This is a genomic window from Noviherbaspirillum phoenicis, from assembly GCF_047237965.1.
GTDB lineage: Bacteria > Pseudomonadota > Gammaproteobacteria > Burkholderiales > Burkholderiaceae_D > Noviherbaspirillum_A.
The window spans coordinates 2,620,828-2,637,585 of the sequence record NZ_JBDFLX010000001.1; the positions used below are offsets into that span (position 1 = coordinate 2,620,828).

Below are 16,758 nucleotides of genomic sequence, written 5' to 3' on the forward strand. Positions count from 1 at the left end.
GTCAGCGCAATCGGCCAAGGAAAGCGGTCTTTTTCATGGCGCACACTAATTCCTCATTGTTTATCGGCCTGATGTCCGGCACCAGCATGGATGGCGTTGACGGCGTGCTGGCTTCCATCGGCAGCGAGCCGACGCGCATTACGACGCTGGCGGCGGCGCACCGTCCCTTTCCGGACGAGTTGCGCGCCGCGCTGATGGCCTTGCAGGCGCCCGGCGAAAACGAAATCCACCGCGAGAGCCTGGCCGCCGATGCGCTTGCACGGCTCTACGCGCAGTGCGTGGCCGACCTGCTGGATGAGGCCGGCGTGTCCGCAGCGCAGGTCTGCGCCATCGGCGTGCATGGGCAGACCATCCGCCACCAGCCGGGGGCCGGCTATACCCGCCAGACCAACAACCCGGCGCTGCTGGCGGAGCTAGCCGGCATCGACGTGATCGCCGACTTCCGCAGCAGGGACATCGCCGCCGGCGGCCAGGGCGCGCCGCTGGTGCCGGCCTTTCACCACGCCATGTTTGCCGATCCGGCGCAGGCCATCGTGCTGGCCAACATCGGCGGCATCGCCAATATCAGCATCCTCGATCCGGCCAGCGACAGCGCCGCCGGCTTCGACACCGGCCCCGGCAATGCGCTGATGGATGGCTGGATATTCCGGCATCGCGGCCGGCATTACGACGACCAGGGCAGCTGGGCCGCCAGCGGCCGGGTCGATGCCGCGCTGCTGCAGGCCTTGCTCGACGAACCCTACCTGGCACTGCCGCCGCCCAAGAGCACCGGGCGCGACCTGTTCCATGCCGACTGGCTGGCCGCCCGCCTCGGGCCGTTCGGCATGCTGGCCCCGGTGGACGTGCAGGCCACCCTGGCGCGCTACACGGCGGTCACGCTGGCCGAGGCGATCCATCGTCATGCGCCGGCGGCCAGGGCGGTCTATGTGTGCGGCGGCGGCGCCTTCAATACCCATCTGCTGGACGAACTCGGGGCCGCGCTGGCGCAACTGAAGCAGCCGGTTGCGATTGCCGCCACCGATGCGCTGGGCATGGCGGCGCAGCATGTGGAAGCGCTTGCCTTTGCCTGGCTGGCGCAGCGCTTCGTCGCCCGCCTGCCCGGCAACCTGCCGGCCGTCACCGGCGCGCGCGGGCCGCGGATAATGGGCGCGCTCTACCCGGCCTGACCGGATGCCCGGCGCGCACGCGCGGCGCCAGGCCGGAACCGCGCCGGATAGTCACGCCACCGGCGCTGCCGTTCGCTACAGCGCCTTACTCGATTTTCATCCCGGTGCGGGCGACGACGTTCTTCGAGTCGGTGTAGTCCCTTTGCAGCAGCGCGCCGAACTGTTCCGGCGTCATGGCCTTCGGCTCGGCGCCCTGGTCGTGAATCGCGCTCTGCATTGCCGGGGTCTGCAGCAGGCTGTTGACTTCCCGGTTGACGCGCTCGACCACGTCCTTCGGCGTCTTGGCGGGCATGAAGAGGCCGTACCAGGTATTGACGTCGAAGCCCTTGTAGCCGGACTCGGCCACCGTCGGCACGTCCGGCAGCGAAGTGCTGCGCGCCGCCGAGGTGACGGCCAGCGCCCTCACCTTGCCGGCCTTGATCTGGCTCAGCGCCGAAGGCACCGAGGACACCGCCAGGTCGATGCTGCCGCCCAGCACGTCCATCATCGCGGCATTCGAACCCTTGTAGGGGACGTGGCGCAGCTTGATGTCGGCTGCCTGGTTGAAGCTTTCCGCGGCCAGGTGGATGGTAGTGCCGTTGCCCGGCGATCCGTAGGTAATGCTGTCGGGTGCGCTGCGCGCCGCGGCGACGACGTCGGCCAGCGACTTGAAGCGCGACTGCGCGCCGGTCACGATCACCACCGGGGTGTAGGCGACATGCGCCACCGCCGTGAAATCGCGCACCGGCTCATAGCTGAGTTCCTTGTAGAGCCAGGGAGCGACGGCCATGTTGTCCTTCTGGCCCATCAGCAGCGTATAGCCGTTCGGCGCGGCGCGGGCCGCCTCCGCAACGCCGATGGTGCCGCCGGCGCCGGGACGGTTGTCCGGCACCAGGTTCCATTTGGTCGATTCGCTCAGCCGGTTGGCTACCAGGCGCGACAGGATATCGGTGCCGCCGCCGGGCGGAAAGGGAATTACCAGACGGATCGGCTTGGCGGGAAAGGACTGCGCGTGCGCAGCGGCGGCGCCGCAGACGAAGACGGCGGTAATGAGGAGTTTCTTGAGCATGGCGAGTTTTCCGCAAAGCGGCAGCGATGCTGACAGCGGGCCGCGGCGCGCCTGTGGCGGAACCAGTAGGGAAAATGAAAGGCGCAAGTTTAGCGGAATCGTCGCGAGGGTGCGGCGGCTTTTCAGGCTGTGGCATCAAGCAGCCGGCCATGGCATTGGCATGCCATGGCCGGCGGCGACTTCCATGCGCCTTTCGCGGGCGCAACGCCTGTAGTCACGGCGCTGCGCACCAAGGCGCTCTAGTGGTTGCGCTGCTGCTTCGCGCCGCCTCCGGCGCCCTCGCCCGTCGAGGCCTTGGTATGGCTGGCGCCGTCCTTGCCGCTCTGCTTGTGCTGATGCGCCTTGGACTCGGCTTCGGTGGGCGTGTTGGCCTTCTGCTGGCTGGTCTTGTCGTTGGTTTTATCACTGCTCATGCTGTGCTCCTTGCAACGGTTTCATGCCACATCGACATATCCGTCTGACAAGAGGCGCCGCCGAAAGATTCCGGCGGCGCGCCGGCATCGGCTCAAAGCTTGAGCGGTTTCGTATGCCATACCTGCTCGGCATACTCGGCGATGGTGCGGTCGGAAGAGAACACGCCCATGCCGGCCACGTTCAGGATGGACTTCCTGGTCCACTCCTCGCTCTGGCGGTACAGGTCGTCGACCCTGTCCTGCGCCTCCATGTAGCTGCTGAAGTCGGCCAGCAGCAGGTAGTGGTCGCCGAAATTGACCAGCAGGTCGAACAGCTGCTGGAAGCGGCCCGGCTCGTCCGGCGAGAACACGCCGTCGCGGATCTGGTCCAGCACCTGGCGCAGCTCGGCATTGGTCTCGTACAGCTGCCGCGGCTGGTAGCCGTGGGCGCGGATGTCGGCCACTTGCGGCGTGGTGGCGCCGAAGATGAAGATGTTCTGCTCGCCGACCTGCTCCATGATCTCGATATTGGCGCCGTCCAGCGTGCCGATGGTCAGCGCGCCGTTCAATGCCAGCTTCATGTTGCCGGTGCCGGAAGCCTCGGTGCCGGCGGTGGAAATCTGTTCCGACAGGTCGGCCGCCGGGATGATCAGTTCGGCCAGGCTGACGCTGTAGTTGGGCATGAACACCACCTTGAGCCGGTCGCCCACGCGCGGATCGCTGTTGACCCTGGCCGCCACGTCGTTGATCAGCTTGATGACGAGCTTGGCGGTGTGGTACGCCGAGGCCGCCTTGCCGGCGAAGAGCACGGTGCGCGGCACCCAGTCGGCCTCCGGGTTGGCCAGGATGCGGTTGTAGCGCGCCACCACCTGCAGCAGGTTCAGCAGCTGGCGCTTGTATTCATGGATGCGCTTGACCTGCACGTCGAACAGCGAGTCCGGGTTCAGCGCAATGTCCATGTGCTCGCGCACCCAGTCCACCAGGCGCAGCTTGTTCTGGCGCTTGGCATGCTTGAAGCGCTGCGCGAAGTCGGGGTCGGCGGCCAGCGGCTTCAACTCGGCCAGCTGGTCGAGATGGCGCCGCCAGCCGCGGCCGATATGGCTGTCGATCAGGTTGGACAATCCCGGGTTGGCCTGCGCCAGCCAGCGCCGCGGCGTCACGCCGTTGGTCTTGTTGTTGAAGCGGTCCGGGAACACGCGGGCGAAGTCGGCGAAGATGGACTGCTTCATCAGTTCCGAGTGCAGGCGCGACACGCCATTGACCTTGTGGCTGGCCACCACCGCGACATAGGCCATGCGCACCCGGCGTTCGCCATGCTCGTCGATCAGCGAGAGCCGCCGCATCAGCTCGAAGTCATGGCCGAACTGCGCGGTCACGCTGTTCAAGAAGTCGGCATTGATGTCGAAGATGATGTTGAGATGGCGCGGCAGCAGCCGGCCCATCATCTCCACCGGCCAGGTTTCCAGCGCCTCGTGCATCAGGGTGTGGTTGGTATAGGAAAAGATGCGCTGCACCAGGCCCCAGGCATGGCTCCATGCGAGCTGGTGCTCGTCGAGCAGGATGCGCATCAGCTCCGGCACCGCCAGCACCGGATGGGTGTCGTTCAGGTGCACCGCGACATGGTCGGGCAGGCTGTCGAAGCTGTGGCCGTTGCGCAGGTGGCGCGCCATCAGGTCCTGCATGCTGGCCGAGACGAAGAAGTATTCCTGGCGCAGCCGCAGTTCGCGGCCGGACTGGGTGGAGTCGTCGGGATAGAGCACGCGCGACACGTTCTCGGAATGGTTCTTGTCTTCCACCGCGGCGAAGTAGTTGCCCTGGTTGAAGGCCGACAGGTCCATCTCGCTGGTGGCCTTGGCCGACCACAGCCGCAGCGTGTTGGTGGTCTCGGTGCCGTAGCCGGGGATGATGGTGTCGTAGGCCATGGCCAGCACATCCTCGCCGTCGAGCCAGCGCACCTTGTCGCCCTCCTTCTCGATACGGCCGCCGAAGCGCACCCGGTACTGCACCTCGGGGCGCGGGAATTCCCACGGGTTGCCGCCGGAGAGCCAGTAGTCCGGCGCCTCGACCTGGCGGCCGTCGATGATCTGCTGGCGGAACATGCCGTAGTCGTAGCGGATGCCGTAGCCCATGCCGGAAATGCCCAGCGTGGCCATCGAGTCGAGGAAGCAGGCCGCCAGCCGGCCCAGGCCGCCGTTGCCCAGCGCCGCATCCGGCTCCAGCTCGGCCAGTTCGTTGATGTCGATGTCCAGCGCGCGCAGCGCATCCTTGACTTCCTGGTAGATGCCCAGCGCCAGCAGCGCATTGGTGAAGGTGCGGCCGATCAGGAATTCCATCGACAGGTAATAGACGCGCTTGGCATCCTGCGCGTAGTACTCGTTGGTGGTTTTCATCCAGCGCTCGACCATGCGGTCGCGCACTGCCAGTTCGGCGGCCTGCAGCCAGTCCTGGGGACGGGCGGCGGCGGGGTTCTTGCCAACGGCGTACATCAGCTTGTTGGCGATCGAGCGCATCAGGGTATGAACGTCATGCGCAACGCGGTCGTACTCGAATTCGGAATGGGCCATGGTTGGTCGGTATCAGGACGGAATGGAATGGCAGGTGATGGACGAAGATGGCATTGACCGCATCGGCGCCGGCTGCCGTCTTCTTCGACAGGACAGGGAAATGGCGCGAGCGGTTTGGAAGGGTTGGCATCGTTGCCCAGGAACGCAAGCGTACACGAGCCGGGGCGGATAGCGCAGGCGACAAGCGCCCGTGCGGTTGATTTACAACAACTTGTCAGTCCCGCCTGCTGACAGCTTGTCAAGCCGGCCGCGCGCCCTCCGGGCTCACGCCGGCCATGCCGTCAGGCCGGGACCGCCACCTGCTCATACAGCGCCAGGTACTGCCGGGCCGCCACGTCCCAGCTGAACTGCTGCCGCATTGCGCAGCGCTGCACCTGGGCCAGGTCGTCGGGGCGGGCGAACAGGGCGAAGGCGCGCCGCAGCGCCGCCTCGTAGGCTTCCAGCGTGAAGCCGTCGAAGGTGCAGCCGGTGGCGCGGTCTTCCGCCAGGTTTTCCAGGCTGCAGTCGACCACCGAGTCGGCCAGGCCGCCGACCCGGTGCACCAGCGGCAGCGTGCCATAGGCCAGGCCATACAGCTGGGTCAGGCCGCAGGGTTCGAAGCGCGACGGCACCAGGATCGCGTCGGCGCCGGCGATGAGCCGGTGCGACAGCGCCTCGTCGTAGCCGATCTTCACCGCGACGGCGGCCGGGTTCGCGCGCGCGGCGTCGAGAAAGGCCGCTTCCATGCCGGGGTCGCCGCTGCCCAGCAGCGCCAGCTGGCCGCCGCGCGCAACAAGCGCCGGCAGGCCGGCCAGCACCAGGTTCAGGCCCTTCTGCTCCGCCAGCCGGCTCACCACGCAGAACAGCGGCGCATCGGCGCGCTGCGCCAGGCCCAGCGCGGCCTGCAGCTCGCGCTTGCAGGCGGCCTTGCCGGACAGGTCGGCGGCATCGTAATTGGCCGGCAGCAGCCGGTCCGACACCGGGTTCCAGACGGCGGGGTCGACGCCATTCATGATGCCGTGCAGGTCATGCGCGCGCGAGGCCAGCAGGCCGTCCATGCCGCAGCCCTGCTCCGGCCGCTGGATCTCGCGGGCATAGGTCGGGCTGACGGTGGTGAGCTTGTCGGCGTAGTACAGCCCGGCCTTCATGAAGGACACCTGGCCGTGGTATTCCAGGCCGTACAGGTTGAAGAAATAATCCGGCAGGCCCAGCGCACCGAAGGACCAGTCGCTGAAAATGCCCTGGTAGGCCAGGTTGTGCACGGTGTAGACGGTGCCGGCCAGGCGCCGCCCGGTCTGGTGCTCGCGCGCCTTCAGGTAGGCCATCGCCAGGCCGGCATGCCAGTCGTGCGCATGCACCACCTGCGGCTGCCACCAGCTGTCGCCGCCCTCGGCCAGCCAGGCGGCGACCCGGCCCAGCAGCGCGAAGCGGCGGTCATTGTCGGGATAGTCCCGGCCTTCGCTGTCGTAATAGGGATTGCCGGGCCGGTCGTAGAACTGGGGTGCGTCGATCACGTACACCATCACCGCGCTGCCCGGCAGCAGGCCGCAGTACAGCCGCACCGTTTCGGGCCCGAAGCGGCCCGACAGGTCCGTCACCAGCTGCTGCTCGACGATGCCGTCGCGCAGCGCCGGAAAGCCTGGCACCAGCACCCGGGTGTCGCAGCCCAGCAGCGCCAGCGCCGGCGGCAGCGCGCCGGTGACGTCGGCCAGGCCGCCGGTCTTGAGCAGCGGATAGAGTTCGGCGCAGACCTGCAGTACCCGCATCATGCGGCAGGAGCGGCGCCGCCCTGCCCAAGCATGTCGGCGGTGACCAGCACCACGCCGTCTTCGGTGCGGAAATAGCGCTGGGCATCCTGTTCCGGATCTTCGCCGATCACGGTGCCGTCCTCGATGTTGCAGCCGCGGTCGATCACCACCTTGGTCAGCCGGCAGTTCTTGCCTATCTTGGTCTGCGGCAGGATCACCGCCTGGTTGATCACGCAGTGGGTGTCCACGGTGACGCTGGAAAACAGCACCGCCTGGTTGATGTCCGAACCGCTGACGATGCAGCCGCCGGAGACCAGGGTATTGACCGCCTTGCCGGGCACGCCGTTTTCATCGGGCAGGAACTTGGCCGGCGGCAGCTGCTCCTGGAAGGTCCAGATCGGCCAGTCGCGGTCGTACAGGTCCAGTTCCGGCTTGTCGGTGGCGAGGTCGAGGTTGGCCGACCAGAACGCGTCCACGGTGCCGACGTCGCGCCAGTAGGCGATGTGCTCGGCGCTTTCCGTCGGCGGGATGCTGGACATGCTGAACGGGTGGGCGGTGGCGCTGCCGTCGCGCACCACCTTGGGGATGATGTCCTTGCCGAAGTCGTGGTTGGAGGAAGGGTCCTTCAGGTCGTCTTCCAGCAGCCGGTACAGGTAGTCGGCATTGAACACGTAGATGCCCATGCTGGCCAGAGCGATGTCCGGGTTGTCGGGCATGCCGGGCGGCTGCGCCGGCTTCTCGACGAAGTCGACCACGCGCCGGTTGCTGTCGATGGCCATCACGCCGAAGGCGGTGGCTTCCATGCGCGGCACCTCGATGCAGCCGACCGTGCAGCCCGAGCCGCGTTCGACATGGTCCAGCAGCATCAGCGAATAGTCCATCTTGTAGATATGGTCGCCGGCCAGCACCACCACGTATTCCGGGGCGTAGCCGCGGATGATGTCGAGGTTCTGGTAGACCGCGTCGGCAGTGCCGCGATACCAGTGGGTTTCGCTGACGCGCTGCTGGGCCGGCAGCAGGTCGATGAATTCATTCATTTCCGGCCGCAGAAAGCTCCAGCCGCGCTGCAGGTGGCGCAGCAGCGAATGCGACTTGTACTGCGTCACCACGCCGATGCGGCGGATGCCGGAATTGAGGCAGTTCGACAGCGCGAAGTCGATGATGCGGAACTTGCCGCCGAAATACACCGCCGGCTTGGCGCGCTTGTCCGTCAGACGCTCCAGCCGCGACCCGCGGCCCCCGGCCAGCACCAGCGCCATGGTGCGCTTGGGCAGTTGCCGCGAGACCAGAAGTTTGTCCATTGATCGTCTCATTTTTCGTGTCTTTGTGATGGTTTGGTGTGGCGGGGAGCATGCATGTCTGCCGTCCGGCGTCACCTGGAAAACGTGTTTATTGTCAAAACTATCTCTCAATCGCCGGCCGCCAGTATTGTTCCTGCGCTAGTCCATGTAAGGAAAACCGTGGCCGTCAGGCGCGCCTGCCTTGATAGAATTGGCTGCCGCGTGCAAGTTCCATGCAATTATCATACCCTTGAGCAAGGTTTCCTCCGGTTCTGTTTGTCGTTCCATCCACCACGCCTTCCACCAGCCATGTCCATGCCCGCTTCTCCCGCACCATCGCAGCGTTACGTTCGCGTCCTGACCATTGCCGGCTCCGACAGCGGCGGCGGCGCCGGCATCCAGGCCGACCTGAAGACCTTCGCCGCCCTGGGCTGTTACGGCATGAGCGCCATTACCGCGATCACGGCCCAGAACACCCTGGGCGTGACCGCCATCCAGGCCCTGCCGGCATCGCTACTGACCCAGCAGATCGACGCGGTGACCACCGACATCGGCGTGGACGCAGTGAAGATCGGCATGCTGCACGATCCGGACGTGGTGCTGGCGGTGGCAGCGGCGATCCGCCGCTACGGCTGGACGAAAGTGGTGCTGGACCCGGTGATGGTGGCCACCAGCGGCGACGCGCTGATCGCCCGCGAAACGGTGGCGGTGCTGGTGCGCGAACTGTTCCCGCTGGCCACGGTAGTGACGCCTAACCTGGACGAAGCCGCCCTGCTGCTGGGCCGGCCCGTGACGCGGGAAGCCGAACTGGCGCAGGCAGCGTCCGACCTGCTGGCGCTGGGCGCGCCGGCCATGCTGCTCAAGGGCGGCCACCTGGCGGGCGAGGAACTGGTCGATCTGCTGCTGGAAACCGGCCGGCCGCCGCAGCGCTACGCCAGCGCGCGCATTGCCAGCGGCAATACCCATGGCACCGGCTGCACGCTGTCGTCGGCCATTGCCTGCCATCTGGCGATGGGGCATGCGTTGCCGGAAGCAGTGCGGCTGGCGCGGGCCTATGTGGTCGAGGCGATCCGGCACGGGGCGGATGTGCGGGTCGGCGGCGGGCATGGGCCGCTGAATCATGGGTTTGCGCCGGTGGCCCTGCACAAATTGCCGGGCTGATTTGCTGGCGGCTTACCAGCCGGCGCGCAAGCCACGAGGCCAATTCAGGTAAAGGAACAGCGCCACATTCACCACGACGGTGATCCAGAAGGCGCAGCGGAATGACTGCTTGACCGATTTATGGCGCAGCCGCTGCTGCGCCACGATCGCGCCCGGCCAGCCGCCGCACAGGCCCAGCAGCAGAAGCGTGCTTTCCGGCGTGCGCCAGGCATGCGCGGCCGCAGCCTGCTTGTCGTGGCGATAGACGAGGTAGGTGATCAGGCTGGCGATGACGTACCAGGCAAGCTCCCAGCGCGGAACATGCCATCGCATCGCGGCCGCCAGGAAAACGCAGAGGAACAGCGGAATCGCGAAATAGCTTGCTCCGCCCCACTTGGCTGGCCCATCCGGTCGTCCGGGACGTGGCCGGCTCACCGCTTTCCTGATGAGCTCGACGTTGTGCGCCCGCTTCTTTCCCTGCGCATTGACTTGCACTTCAAAGCTGCATCGTTGTCCGGACTGAGGACGAGGCGTGCCTGGTCGGCATCCCTTGGCATGAACGAAAATCCTGTCGCCGCCTTGATCAGGGACGATAAAGCCGAAGCCCCTTTCATCATTCCAGTCGCAAAGTACCCCGGTAAAGCGCATTGGTTTGTATCGTCAAAGTCAGGAGCCTCCCGGATCGGGAAACACACGGGTCGCAGCCACGGTTGGTTGCATCGGCACGAACGCGCCAGATTATATCAATGCAATATTTCTTTTAAGAATCTAAATGAAAGGTAAAAAAGGAACTGCCCGGGCGCTGTCGATCTGCATGCGTTTTCCAGGCCCCTGCCAGCCAAGGGTGCCGTTCAGCCGGCGGCGACCCTGCTGACAGTTCTGCACGCGCCATGAAAAAGTATCGCCGCGAGACGATGCCTTCCCGCCGGCGCCATGTTGTCTTCGACCTTTCGTCGCGCAGCACTGCCGCGACTGGGTGTTGCCATCCGGCTGCCACGGCTTAAACGCAACAAAACCCATAGAAGGATATTTGTTCGTTTTTTTTCTACATAAATGACGCTACCGCCCTGCTGCCTCATGCTGATTCCATGGCGCACTGGGCATCGTTGGTTCAAGACAGTCCGAAGCTCCTTTTCCTCTTGAAGAGCGCCGCCGGGAATTTCCCGGCGAAGCTTGAGAAACTGCAAATTCCGCCTTGGGCAGACTTTTACATTGGTTTTCTTATTAATTGCGACAAACGCACAATTATTCGCCAAATGATTAAGACCCGAGGTTTCTTGTTCATACAGCGCCGGCCGATGTGCCGGGCGCGTTCCCATACCATCCTGGCGCATCCTGATTGCCCTGCCGGGAGTACCCACCCATGATGACTGCTGATAGGCAGTGCCGTCATGCGACGCCGGAAAGAAAACTGACCGCTCGTATTGGATGGGCAGGTCATGCCGCCCTTCTCCCGCACCCGGGGAACACCCGCTTGCAACGCCGCCTGGCGCAGCGAGCCGGCATGACGCCGGCCCTTCCGCGGCACACGGCACCATGAAGGCACGCGCCCCTTGGATCGTGCTGTTCGCCGGCCCGATGCTGGACGCGCCGCTCTGCGCGCGGGAACGCTTCCCGGCCGACATGGCGCCGCTGGCCACCGCTGAAATCGCGCTGCGCCTGGCGCTGCTCAACGCCGGTCCGGGCGACCTGGCGCTGTGTGACGGCGCCTGCGGCGGCAGCCTGCTGTTTGCCGAAGCGGCGCTGGCGCGCGGCATGCGGCTGGAACTGCGCCTGCCGTTCGGCGAGGAGCGCTTCCTGCGCGAGGCGGTCGCCTTCGCCGGCCGGCACTGGCTGTCGCGCTACCTGCGCATCCGCGGTCATCCAAGGACCGTGGCGTATTGCCTGCCCGACCAGGCCATGCCGGCTGGCGGCGACCCTTTCGCCGAGGCGGGACAGTGGCAGCTCCATGCCGCGCTTTCGCATGGCAGCGACCGGGTATGGCTGATGACGCTGTCGGAGAGCCCGAACGCTTTCGACGCCGGAGGCGGGACCGCGCAATTGATGGAGGCGATGCATCGCTATACTGGGCAGGTCATCACCATCGATGCCGCCCGTTTGCTGCGCAAGACCAGGGAACGCCGGCGCAACTGAGAAGGCGCTGACGCAATCAGCGCGGCGCTTTCCGGCCAGGCGCGCCGGCGCAGGCCATGCGCGCGGAACGGCAAGCCAGCGCGAGCACGCCACAGACATTCCGTCAGGCGTTCTACATCAATACGGAGCCTGCAATGCCCGACGTTTTTCTGAGTTACGCCGAAGAGGACGGCGATACCGCGCGCCGCGTCGCCAGCCTGCTGCAGGCGCAGGGCTGGAGCGTGCGCCTGCAGCAGGCTGGCGACGATGCCGAAGCGCGCTGCATGGTGGTGCTGTGGTCGCGCCACTCGGTCAACAGCGACCAGGTCGCCGCGCAGGCCGAACAGGGGCGCGCCCGGCACGCGCTGGTGCCGGTGCTGCTGGAACAGGTGACGCCGCCGCCCGGCCTGCGCAGCATCCAGGCGGCCGACCTGTCGGGCTGGGATGGCGCGGCCGATGCGCCCGGCGCGCGCCAGCTGGTGGCCGACCTGGCCGGGCTGCTGGGCCAGCCGCTGCCGTCGGGCCGGGTGATCCTGCCGCCGGTGAAGGTGGCGCCGCGCCTGCATCCGGCCTGGCTGATCCTGGTGGCGCTCGGCCTGCTGCTGGCCGCCGGCCTGGGCGTCATCACGCTGTGGCGCAATGCGCCGCCGGCTCCGTCCGCCGCCGCTGCGCCCCTGCGCTATGCCGACAGCAGCGCCGCCAGCGGCGCGGTCCAGCCGACGATGCCGCCCTGGGCGCGGATCATGGACAGCGTCGCTTCGTGAAAGGCGGGGAAGTAGCTGGCCGCCGCATCCTCCACCAGCAGGCATTCGTAGCCGCGGTCGTTGGCTTCGCGCATGGTGGTCTGCACGCAGACTTCGGTGGTCACGCCGGCCAGCAGCAGATGGCTGATGCCGCGCTCGCGCAGCATCGCGTCCAGCCCGGTGGCGTAGAAGGCGCCCTTGCCGGGCTTGTCGATCACCAGCTCGCCCTCCAGCGGCGCGACCTCGGGCAGGATCTGGTTGCCCGGCTCGCCGCGCACCAGGATGCGGCCCATCGGCCCGGCGTCGCCGATGCGCAGCGCGGCGTTGCCGCGCAGGCGCTTGGCCGGCGGACAGTCCGACAGGTCGGGCAGATGCGATTCCCTGGTATGCACCACCAGCAGGCCCAGCGTGCGCGCATGGCCCAGCAGCGCCGCCACTGCCGGCACGATGGATGACAGCGTGCCCACGTCGTTGCCCAGCGCCGCGCCGAAGCCGCCGGGCTCGATGAAGTCGCGCTGCATGTCGATGACGACCAGCGCGGTGCGCTCCGGCGCATAACGGTAGGCATACGGCGCGGCATCGACCTCGCGTTTTCGGCTTGCAGTCATCCCTTCCTCCATGAAATTGTCAGCGGCGCTGGTCGCGCGCGGTGTAGAGCCGGTGCAGCGTGATGTTGCGCACCTTGGTCTTGCTGGCCTCGACATGGTCCCGCAGCAGCATGACGGCCTGCTCCGGCTGCCGCGCCAGGATGGCGCGCAGGATGGCGCCATGCTCGTCATAGGTGCAGGCCACGCGGCCGGCGCTGGAAAAGTCGAGCCGGCGCAGGATGCGGATGCGCTCGGTGACGTCGCCGTGCACCCGCGCCATTTCCGGATTGCCGGCCGCGGCCACCAGCGCCGTGTGGAAGGCTTCGTCCATCTGGGCCACGCGCTGTCCATCGTCCAGGCGCGCCTCTGGCGCCACCAGCCAGAAGTCACGCAGGGTGCCGAGCGCGTCATGCGCGGCGGCGCTTTCGCAAAGCCGGCGCACCGCCGCCGTCTCCAGCACCAGCCGCAGGTCGTACAGATGATCGAACTGCTCGAAGTCCAGCAGGCTGACCGACCAGCCGCTCCTGGCATCCATGTCCAGGTAGCCTTCCCGCTGCAGCCGCGCCAGCGCCTGCCGCAGCGGCGTGCGCGACATGCCGAGCCGGGTCGCCATCGCGGTTTCGGAAAAGCGCTCGCCCGGCAGCAGGCGGAAGGCAAACAGCTCGTCCTTCAGCCGCAGGTAGGCTGCATCGCCCAGCGTGGCCGGGCTGTCGTTGGCCGCGCTTGCCGGCGCCTGGCGCCATGGCTGCGCAGCCATCAGGCAAACACTCCCGGCTCCCGCGCCATGGCTACGCCCTGCCGCGCCAGCAGCCGCGCCGCCGCCAGGCACAGGTCTTCCCGCCATGGCGGCGCGATCAGCTGCACGCCGATCGGCAGGCCGGGCTCGCCGCCGGCCGGCCAGACCGGCACGGTGCAGACCGGCAGGCCGATGCAGGAGATCGGCTGGGTCAGCAGGCCCATGCTGGCGCGCAGCGGCAAGGCGCGGCCGCCGATCTGCAGGGTGGAAGCGCCGGCCACGGTGGCCTGCACCGGCGTGGCCGGCGCGATCAGCAAATCGAGGCCGGCGCCGGCAAACAGCGCCATCACTTCCTCATGGGCGCGGCGGCGCACCCGCTGGGCCTGCGCCAGCCAGGCCGACGGCATCAGCGAGCCGGCGATCAAGCGGTCGCGCGACAGCGGTTCGTAGTCCTCGTACTGGCGCATCAGGCGGGCGCGATGCAGCGCGCCGCCCTCGGAACCGGTGATCAGGAATGCCGCCGACCGCGCCGCTTCCGCGCCCTGCCATTCCACGCTGCGCGCCGCGCCCAGCGCAGCCGCAACCAGCTGCACCGCTTCCCGCGCCGCGTCCCCGGCCTGCCGCCCGAACCAGCCGCCCAGCACCGCCACCCGCTCGCCGCGGATCGCTGGCGCGGCATGCCCGACCGGCTCAGCGGCGCGCGGCGCGCAGGCCGGATCGCTCGCATCCGGCCCCTGCAGCGCATCGTAGACCGCCGCCAGGTCATCGATGTCGGCCGCGAACGGGCCGAGGTGATCCAGGCTGTGCACGAAGGGAAAGCTGCCGGTGCGCGGCAGGCGGCCGAAGGTGGGCTTGAGGCCAAAGATGCCGCACAGCGACGACGGCACCCGGATCGAGCCGTTGGTATCCGAGCCCAGCGCCAGCGGCACCAGGCCGCCGGCCACTGCCGCCGCCGAGCCGCCGGAAGAGCCGCCGGCGATGCGGCTAGCGTCATGCGGATTGCGCGTCACGCCGTAGTGGCTGTTCTCGGTAGTGAAACCGTAGGCATGCTCGTCCATGTTCAGCGCGCCCACCAGCACCCCGCCGGCGGCGCGCATGCGGCGCACCAGTTCGGCGTCGGCGCCGGCGGGCGGATTGGCGCGGTTGACCCGGCCGCCGGCTACCGTCACTTCGCCGGCGATGTCGAACAGGTTCTTGACCGCATAGGGCACGCCGGCCAGCGGCGGCAACGGCTTGCCGGCAGCGCACAGCGCATCGACCGCGGCCGCCTCGACCCGCGCCCGCTGCAGGCACAGGCTGGTGAAGCTGTTGAGCACCGGGTCGCGCGCGGCGATCAGGGCCTCGGTCTCGGCCAGCACGTCCAGCGCGCTGGCTTCCCCTGCCTTGATCCGCGCGACGATGTCGAGCGCGCGCCTCATGGCAGGAACACCGGCGCCGGCTCCAGCGCAAGCGGCAGCTCGTCCTGCATCAGCACCGCGGCGATCGCGGCAATGCCCTCGAAGGCCGCGGCAACGCCGGCCTCCTGCGCCTCCCCCAGCTGATAGCCCTGCAGCCGCAGGGCCTGCGCCACGTAGGCGCGGATGTCGTCGTCCATGATGGCGTCCCTCTTTTATCGCCGCACTTCGCGCTGGAAGATTTCCAGGCTCTTCTTCTTGGTCGCGATAAAGCCGGCGCCGGACAGGGTTTCCACCGTGCGCGGCCTGGGGTCGTCGTACCGCAGGATCTCGGCGACGCGGGTCGGCCGCTTGGTCAGGAGCAGCACCTGGTCGGCCAGGTACACCGCCTCTTCCAGGTCGTGCGACACCAGCACCATGGTGGTGCCGGTCTGCATGAAGACCTCCTGCAGCTTCTCGCGGATGAACAGCGTCATCTCGAAGTCCAGCGCCGAGAACGGCTCGTCGAGGAACAGCACTTCCGGCCGCGGCGCCAGCGCCCGCATGATGGACGCGGTCTGCTGCTGGCCGCCGGACAGCTCGTAGGGATAGCGGCGCAGGTCGAACTTCACGTCGAAGGAGGCAACCAGCTCTTCCATGCGGCGGTTGATCTCGGCCGGCGACTTGCCTTCCAGCTTCAGCGGATAGGCGATGTTGTCGATGGTGCGCAGCCAGGGCAGCATCGCCTCGCGGTAGTTCTGGAACACGTAGCCGACCTTGGTATCGGCCAGTGACTTGCCGTCGAACAGGATCTGGCCGGCGTCGACCGGTATCAGCCCGGCGATCATGTTGATCAGCGTGCTCTTGCCGCAGCCGTTGGGGCCGAACACCGAGACGATGCGGCCCTTCGGTATGTCGAGGTCGAAGTTCTCGTACAGCGGCCAGCCGGCGAAGTACTTGGTCAGGCCGCGTATCGTGATGTGGGTGCCGGCCGGGCCGGGCGCAAAGCGCGGCGCGGGCGGTTCGAGTTCAGCCAGCATGGTGGCAGGTCGCATTGCTTATCTCCCGTTCCAGTGAATGATGCGGCGCTCGATCAGCAGGAACAGCACATTGAGCGCATAGCCCAGCGCGCCGGCCGCAAGAATGGCCGCGTACATGCTTTTGACGTTCAACACCTGCTGCGCATCGATGATGCGGTGGCCGATGCCGTTTTCCGAGCCGATGAACATCTCGGCCACGATCACGATCACCAGCGCCATCGACACCGCCGAGCGCAGGCCGACGAAGCTTGACTGCAGGCTTTCCCAGACCAGCACGTCGCGGAAGATCTGCCAGCGCGTCGCGCCCATCACCCGCACCGCCATCACCCGCTGCTTCCTCGCGTTCATCACGCCATAGGCGCTGTTGAAGATCACGATCAGCAGCGCGCCGAAGGCGGCAATGGCGACCTTGTTGATGTCGGACACGCCGAAGATCAGCAGGAACAGCGGGATCAGCGCCGACGACGGCGTGGAGCGAAAGAAGTCGATCAGGAACTCGATGCTGCGATAGACATTCTCGTTGCTGCCCAACAGCACCCCCAGCGGCACGCCGACCACGGCGGCGATCAGGAAGGCCTGCAGCGTGCGGCCGAAGGTGACGGCGAAGTCGGTCAACAGCGGACCGCCGGCCATGCCGGTGACCAGCGCTTCCAGCGTGGCCGCGGGGCTGGGCAGCAGGATGGCCTTGATCAGGCCGAAGCGCACCACCAGGTCCCAGACGATGAACAGCACCAGCGGGCCGATGAAGGGCAGCGCCTTCTTCCACGCCGGCGGCGCCGGCGCTTTCGCGGCGTCGGCGCTGGCTGGCGGCATGAAAGCGCCGGCCGGGTTGACTACGGTCTTGTTCATG

The 16,758-nt window shown here is 67.3% G+C and carries 17 protein-coding genes; 4 read left to right on the forward strand and 13 right to left on the reverse strand.

Features of this window, described 5'->3' with window-relative positions; genetic code table 11:
* The first annotated feature begins 35 nt into the window (after positions 1 to 35).
* Positions 36 to 1,166 carry an anhydro-N-acetylmuramic acid kinase gene (locus ABC383_RS11900; protein WP_413014180.1) on the forward strand — a complete coding sequence of 377 codons (1,131 nt, stop codon included), beginning with the start codon at positions 36 to 38 and terminating at the stop codon, positions 1,164 to 1,166.
* Positions 1,167 to 1,251: 85 nt separating this feature from the next.
* Here ABC383_RS11900 and ABC383_RS11905 read toward each other — a convergent pair whose 3' ends face one another.
* The 5 genes from ABC383_RS11905 to glgC all read right to left on the reverse strand — a co-directional run bounded on the left by ABC383_RS11905 (position 1,252) and on the right by glgC (position 8,198).
* The gene (locus tag ABC383_RS11905; RefSeq protein ID WP_413014181.1) at positions 1,252 to 2,214 is read right to left on the reverse strand and encodes a Bug family tripartite tricarboxylate transporter substrate binding protein; all 963 of its coding nucleotides are present in this window, start codon (positions 2,212 to 2,214) and stop codon (positions 1,252 to 1,254) included.
* Between the two features lie 239 nt (positions 2,215 to 2,453).
* Positions 2,454 to 2,627 (reverse strand): hypothetical protein, encoded by a 174-nt coding sequence (locus tag ABC383_RS11910; RefSeq protein WP_194714983.1) that lies wholly within the window; start codon positions 2,625 to 2,627, stop codon positions 2,454 to 2,456.
* Positions 2,628 to 2,719: 92 nt separating this feature from the next.
* Positions 2,720 to 5,170 carry a glycogen/starch/alpha-glucan phosphorylase gene (locus tag ABC383_RS11915; RefSeq protein ID WP_413014183.1) on the reverse strand — a complete coding sequence of 817 codons (2,451 nt, stop codon included), beginning with the start codon at positions 5,168 to 5,170 and terminating at the stop codon, positions 2,720 to 2,722.
* Between the two features lie 281 nt (positions 5,171 to 5,451).
* The gene (glgA, locus tag ABC383_RS11920; RefSeq protein WP_413016323.1) at positions 5,452 to 6,915 is read right to left on the reverse strand and encodes a glycogen synthase GlgA; all 1,464 of its coding nucleotides are present in this window, start codon (positions 6,913 to 6,915) and stop codon (positions 5,452 to 5,454) included.
* A complete protein-coding gene (gene glgC / locus ABC383_RS11925; protein ID WP_413014185.1) occupies positions 6,915 to 8,198 on the reverse strand; it encodes a glucose-1-phosphate adenylyltransferase in 1,284 nt (427 codons plus the stop codon). The genes glgA and glgC overlap by 1 nt, the downstream gene beginning before the upstream one ends.
* Positions 8,199 to 8,486: 288 nt before the next feature.
* On the opposite strand from glgC, the gene thiD reads away from it, so the two are divergent.
* Complete coding sequence (gene thiD / locus ABC383_RS11930; protein ID WP_413014187.1) at positions 8,487 to 9,338, forward strand: bifunctional hydroxymethylpyrimidine kinase/phosphomethylpyrimidine kinase; 852 nt, start codon at positions 8,487 to 8,489, stop codon at positions 9,336 to 9,338.
* A 12-nt stretch (positions 9,339 to 9,350) separates the two neighbouring features.
* Here thiD and ABC383_RS11935 read toward each other — a convergent pair whose 3' ends face one another.
* Both ABC383_RS11935 and ABC383_RS11940 read right to left on the reverse strand, forming a co-directional pair.
* Positions 9,351 to 9,965: a DUF1294 domain-containing protein gene (locus tag ABC383_RS11935; protein WP_413014189.1), complete on the reverse strand. Its 615-nt coding sequence runs from the start codon at positions 9,963 to 9,965 to the stop codon at positions 9,351 to 9,353.
* Positions 9,966 to 10,168: 203 nt separating this feature from the next.
* Positions 10,169 to 10,651, reverse strand: coding sequence for a hypothetical protein (locus ABC383_RS11940; protein ID WP_413014191.1), 483 nt, complete (start codon positions 10,649 to 10,651; stop codon positions 10,169 to 10,171).
* 202 nt (positions 10,652 to 10,853) lie between these two features.
* On the opposite strand from ABC383_RS11940, the gene ABC383_RS11945 reads away from it, so the two are divergent.
* Both ABC383_RS11945 and ABC383_RS11950 read left to right on the forward strand, forming a co-directional pair.
* On the forward strand, positions 10,854 to 11,450 hold the full coding sequence (locus tag ABC383_RS11945) for a hypothetical protein (RefSeq protein WP_413014193.1): 597 nt from the start codon (positions 10,854 to 10,856) through the stop codon (positions 11,448 to 11,450).
* A 134-nt stretch (positions 11,451 to 11,584) separates the two neighbouring features.
* Positions 11,585 to 12,193 carry a toll/interleukin-1 receptor domain-containing protein gene (locus ABC383_RS11950; protein WP_413014194.1) on the forward strand — a complete coding sequence of 203 codons (609 nt, stop codon included), beginning with the start codon at positions 11,585 to 11,587 and terminating at the stop codon, positions 12,191 to 12,193.
* Here ABC383_RS11950 and ABC383_RS11955 read toward each other — a convergent pair.
* Genes ABC383_RS11955 through ABC383_RS11980 form a run of 6 tightly spaced genes read right to left on the reverse strand, consistent with a single transcriptional unit; the run spans position 12,109 to position 16,757 of the window.
* Positions 12,109 to 12,780 (reverse strand): cysteine hydrolase family protein, encoded by a 672-nt coding sequence (locus ABC383_RS11955; RefSeq protein ID WP_413014196.1) that lies wholly within the window; start codon positions 12,778 to 12,780, stop codon positions 12,109 to 12,111. The two genes, ABC383_RS11950 and ABC383_RS11955, sit on opposite strands and share 85 nt — an antisense overlap.
* A gap of 19 nt (positions 12,781 to 12,799) precedes the next feature.
* Entirely contained in the window at positions 12,800 to 13,516 is a 717-nt protein-coding gene (locus tag ABC383_RS11960) for a GntR family transcriptional regulator (protein ID WP_413014197.1), read from the reverse strand.
* Complete coding sequence (locus ABC383_RS11965; RefSeq protein WP_413014199.1) at positions 13,516 to 14,913, reverse strand: AtzE family amidohydrolase; 1,398 nt, start codon at positions 14,911 to 14,913, stop codon at positions 13,516 to 13,518. Before ABC383_RS11965 ends, ABC383_RS11960 begins: the two co-directional genes overlap by 1 nt.
* Positions 14,910 to 15,089, reverse strand: a complete 180-nt coding sequence (locus ABC383_RS11970) for a DUF4089 domain-containing protein (RefSeq protein WP_194714996.1) — start codon at positions 15,087 to 15,089, stop codon at positions 14,910 to 14,912. The genes ABC383_RS11965 and ABC383_RS11970 overlap by 4 nt, the downstream gene beginning before the upstream one ends.
* Positions 15,090 to 15,104: 15 nt before the next feature.
* Entirely contained in the window at positions 15,105 to 15,923 is an 819-nt protein-coding gene (locus tag ABC383_RS11975) for an ABC transporter ATP-binding protein (RefSeq protein WP_413014200.1), read from the reverse strand.
* 3 nt (positions 15,924 to 15,926) lie between these two features.
* Entirely contained in the window at positions 15,927 to 16,757 is an 831-nt protein-coding gene (locus tag ABC383_RS11980) for an ABC transporter permease (protein ID WP_413014201.1), read from the reverse strand.
* Position 16,758 lies beyond the last annotated feature (1 nt).

Bases quoted from the DNA above. Each gene is read 5' to 3' on its own strand.
- ABC383_RS11900 (WP_413014180.1), top strand. From the start codon at position 36: ATGGCGCACACTAATTCCTCATTGTTTATCGGCCTGATGTCCGGCACC.
- ABC383_RS11905 (WP_413014181.1), bottom strand. From the start codon at position 2,214: ATGCTCAAGAAACTCCTCATTACCGCCGTCTTCGTCTGCGGCGCCGCC.
- ABC383_RS11910 (WP_194714983.1), bottom strand. From the start codon at position 2,627: ATGAGCAGTGATAAAACCAACGACAAGACCAGCCAGCAGAAGGCCAAC.
- ABC383_RS11915 (WP_413014183.1), bottom strand. From the start codon at position 5,170: ATGGCCCATTCCGAATTCGAGTACGACCGCGTTGCGCATGACGTTCAT.
- glgA (WP_413016323.1), bottom strand. From the start codon at position 6,915: ATGCGGGTACTGCAGGTCTGCGCCGAACTCTATCCGCTGCTCAAGACC.
- glgC (WP_413014185.1), bottom strand. From the start codon at position 8,198: ATGGACAAACTTCTGGTCTCGCGGCAACTGCCCAAGCGCACCATGGCG.
- thiD (WP_413014187.1), top strand. From the start codon at position 8,487: ATGTCCATGCCCGCTTCTCCCGCACCATCGCAGCGTTACGTTCGCGTC.
- ABC383_RS11935 (WP_413014189.1), bottom strand. From the start codon at position 9,965: ATGCGCTTTACCGGGGTACTTTGCGACTGGAATGATGAAAGGGGCTTC.
- ABC383_RS11940 (WP_413014191.1), bottom strand. From the start codon at position 10,651: ATGCGCCAGGATGGTATGGGAACGCGCCCGGCACATCGGCCGGCGCTG.
- ABC383_RS11945 (WP_413014193.1), top strand. From the start codon at position 10,854: ATGAAGGCACGCGCCCCTTGGATCGTGCTGTTCGCCGGCCCGATGCTG.
- ABC383_RS11950 (WP_413014194.1), top strand. From the start codon at position 11,585: ATGCCCGACGTTTTTCTGAGTTACGCCGAAGAGGACGGCGATACCGCG.
- ABC383_RS11955 (WP_413014196.1), bottom strand. From the start codon at position 12,780: ATGACTGCAAGCCGAAAACGCGAGGTCGATGCCGCGCCGTATGCCTAC.
- ABC383_RS11960 (WP_413014197.1), bottom strand. From the start codon at position 13,516: ATGGCTGCGCAGCCATGGCGCCAGGCGCCGGCAAGCGCGGCCAACGAC.
- ABC383_RS11965 (WP_413014199.1), bottom strand. From the start codon at position 14,913: ATGAGGCGCGCGCTCGACATCGTCGCGCGGATCAAGGCAGGGGAAGCC.
- ABC383_RS11970 (WP_194714996.1), bottom strand. From the start codon at position 15,089: ATGGACGACGACATCCGCGCCTACGTGGCGCAGGCCCTGCGGCTGCAG.
- ABC383_RS11975 (WP_413014200.1), bottom strand. From the start codon at position 15,923: ATGCGACCTGCCACCATGCTGGCTGAACTCGAACCGCCCGCGCCGCGC.
- ABC383_RS11980 (WP_413014201.1), bottom strand. From the start codon at position 16,757: ATGAACAAGACCGTAGTCAACCCGGCCGGCGCTTTCATGCCGCCAGCC.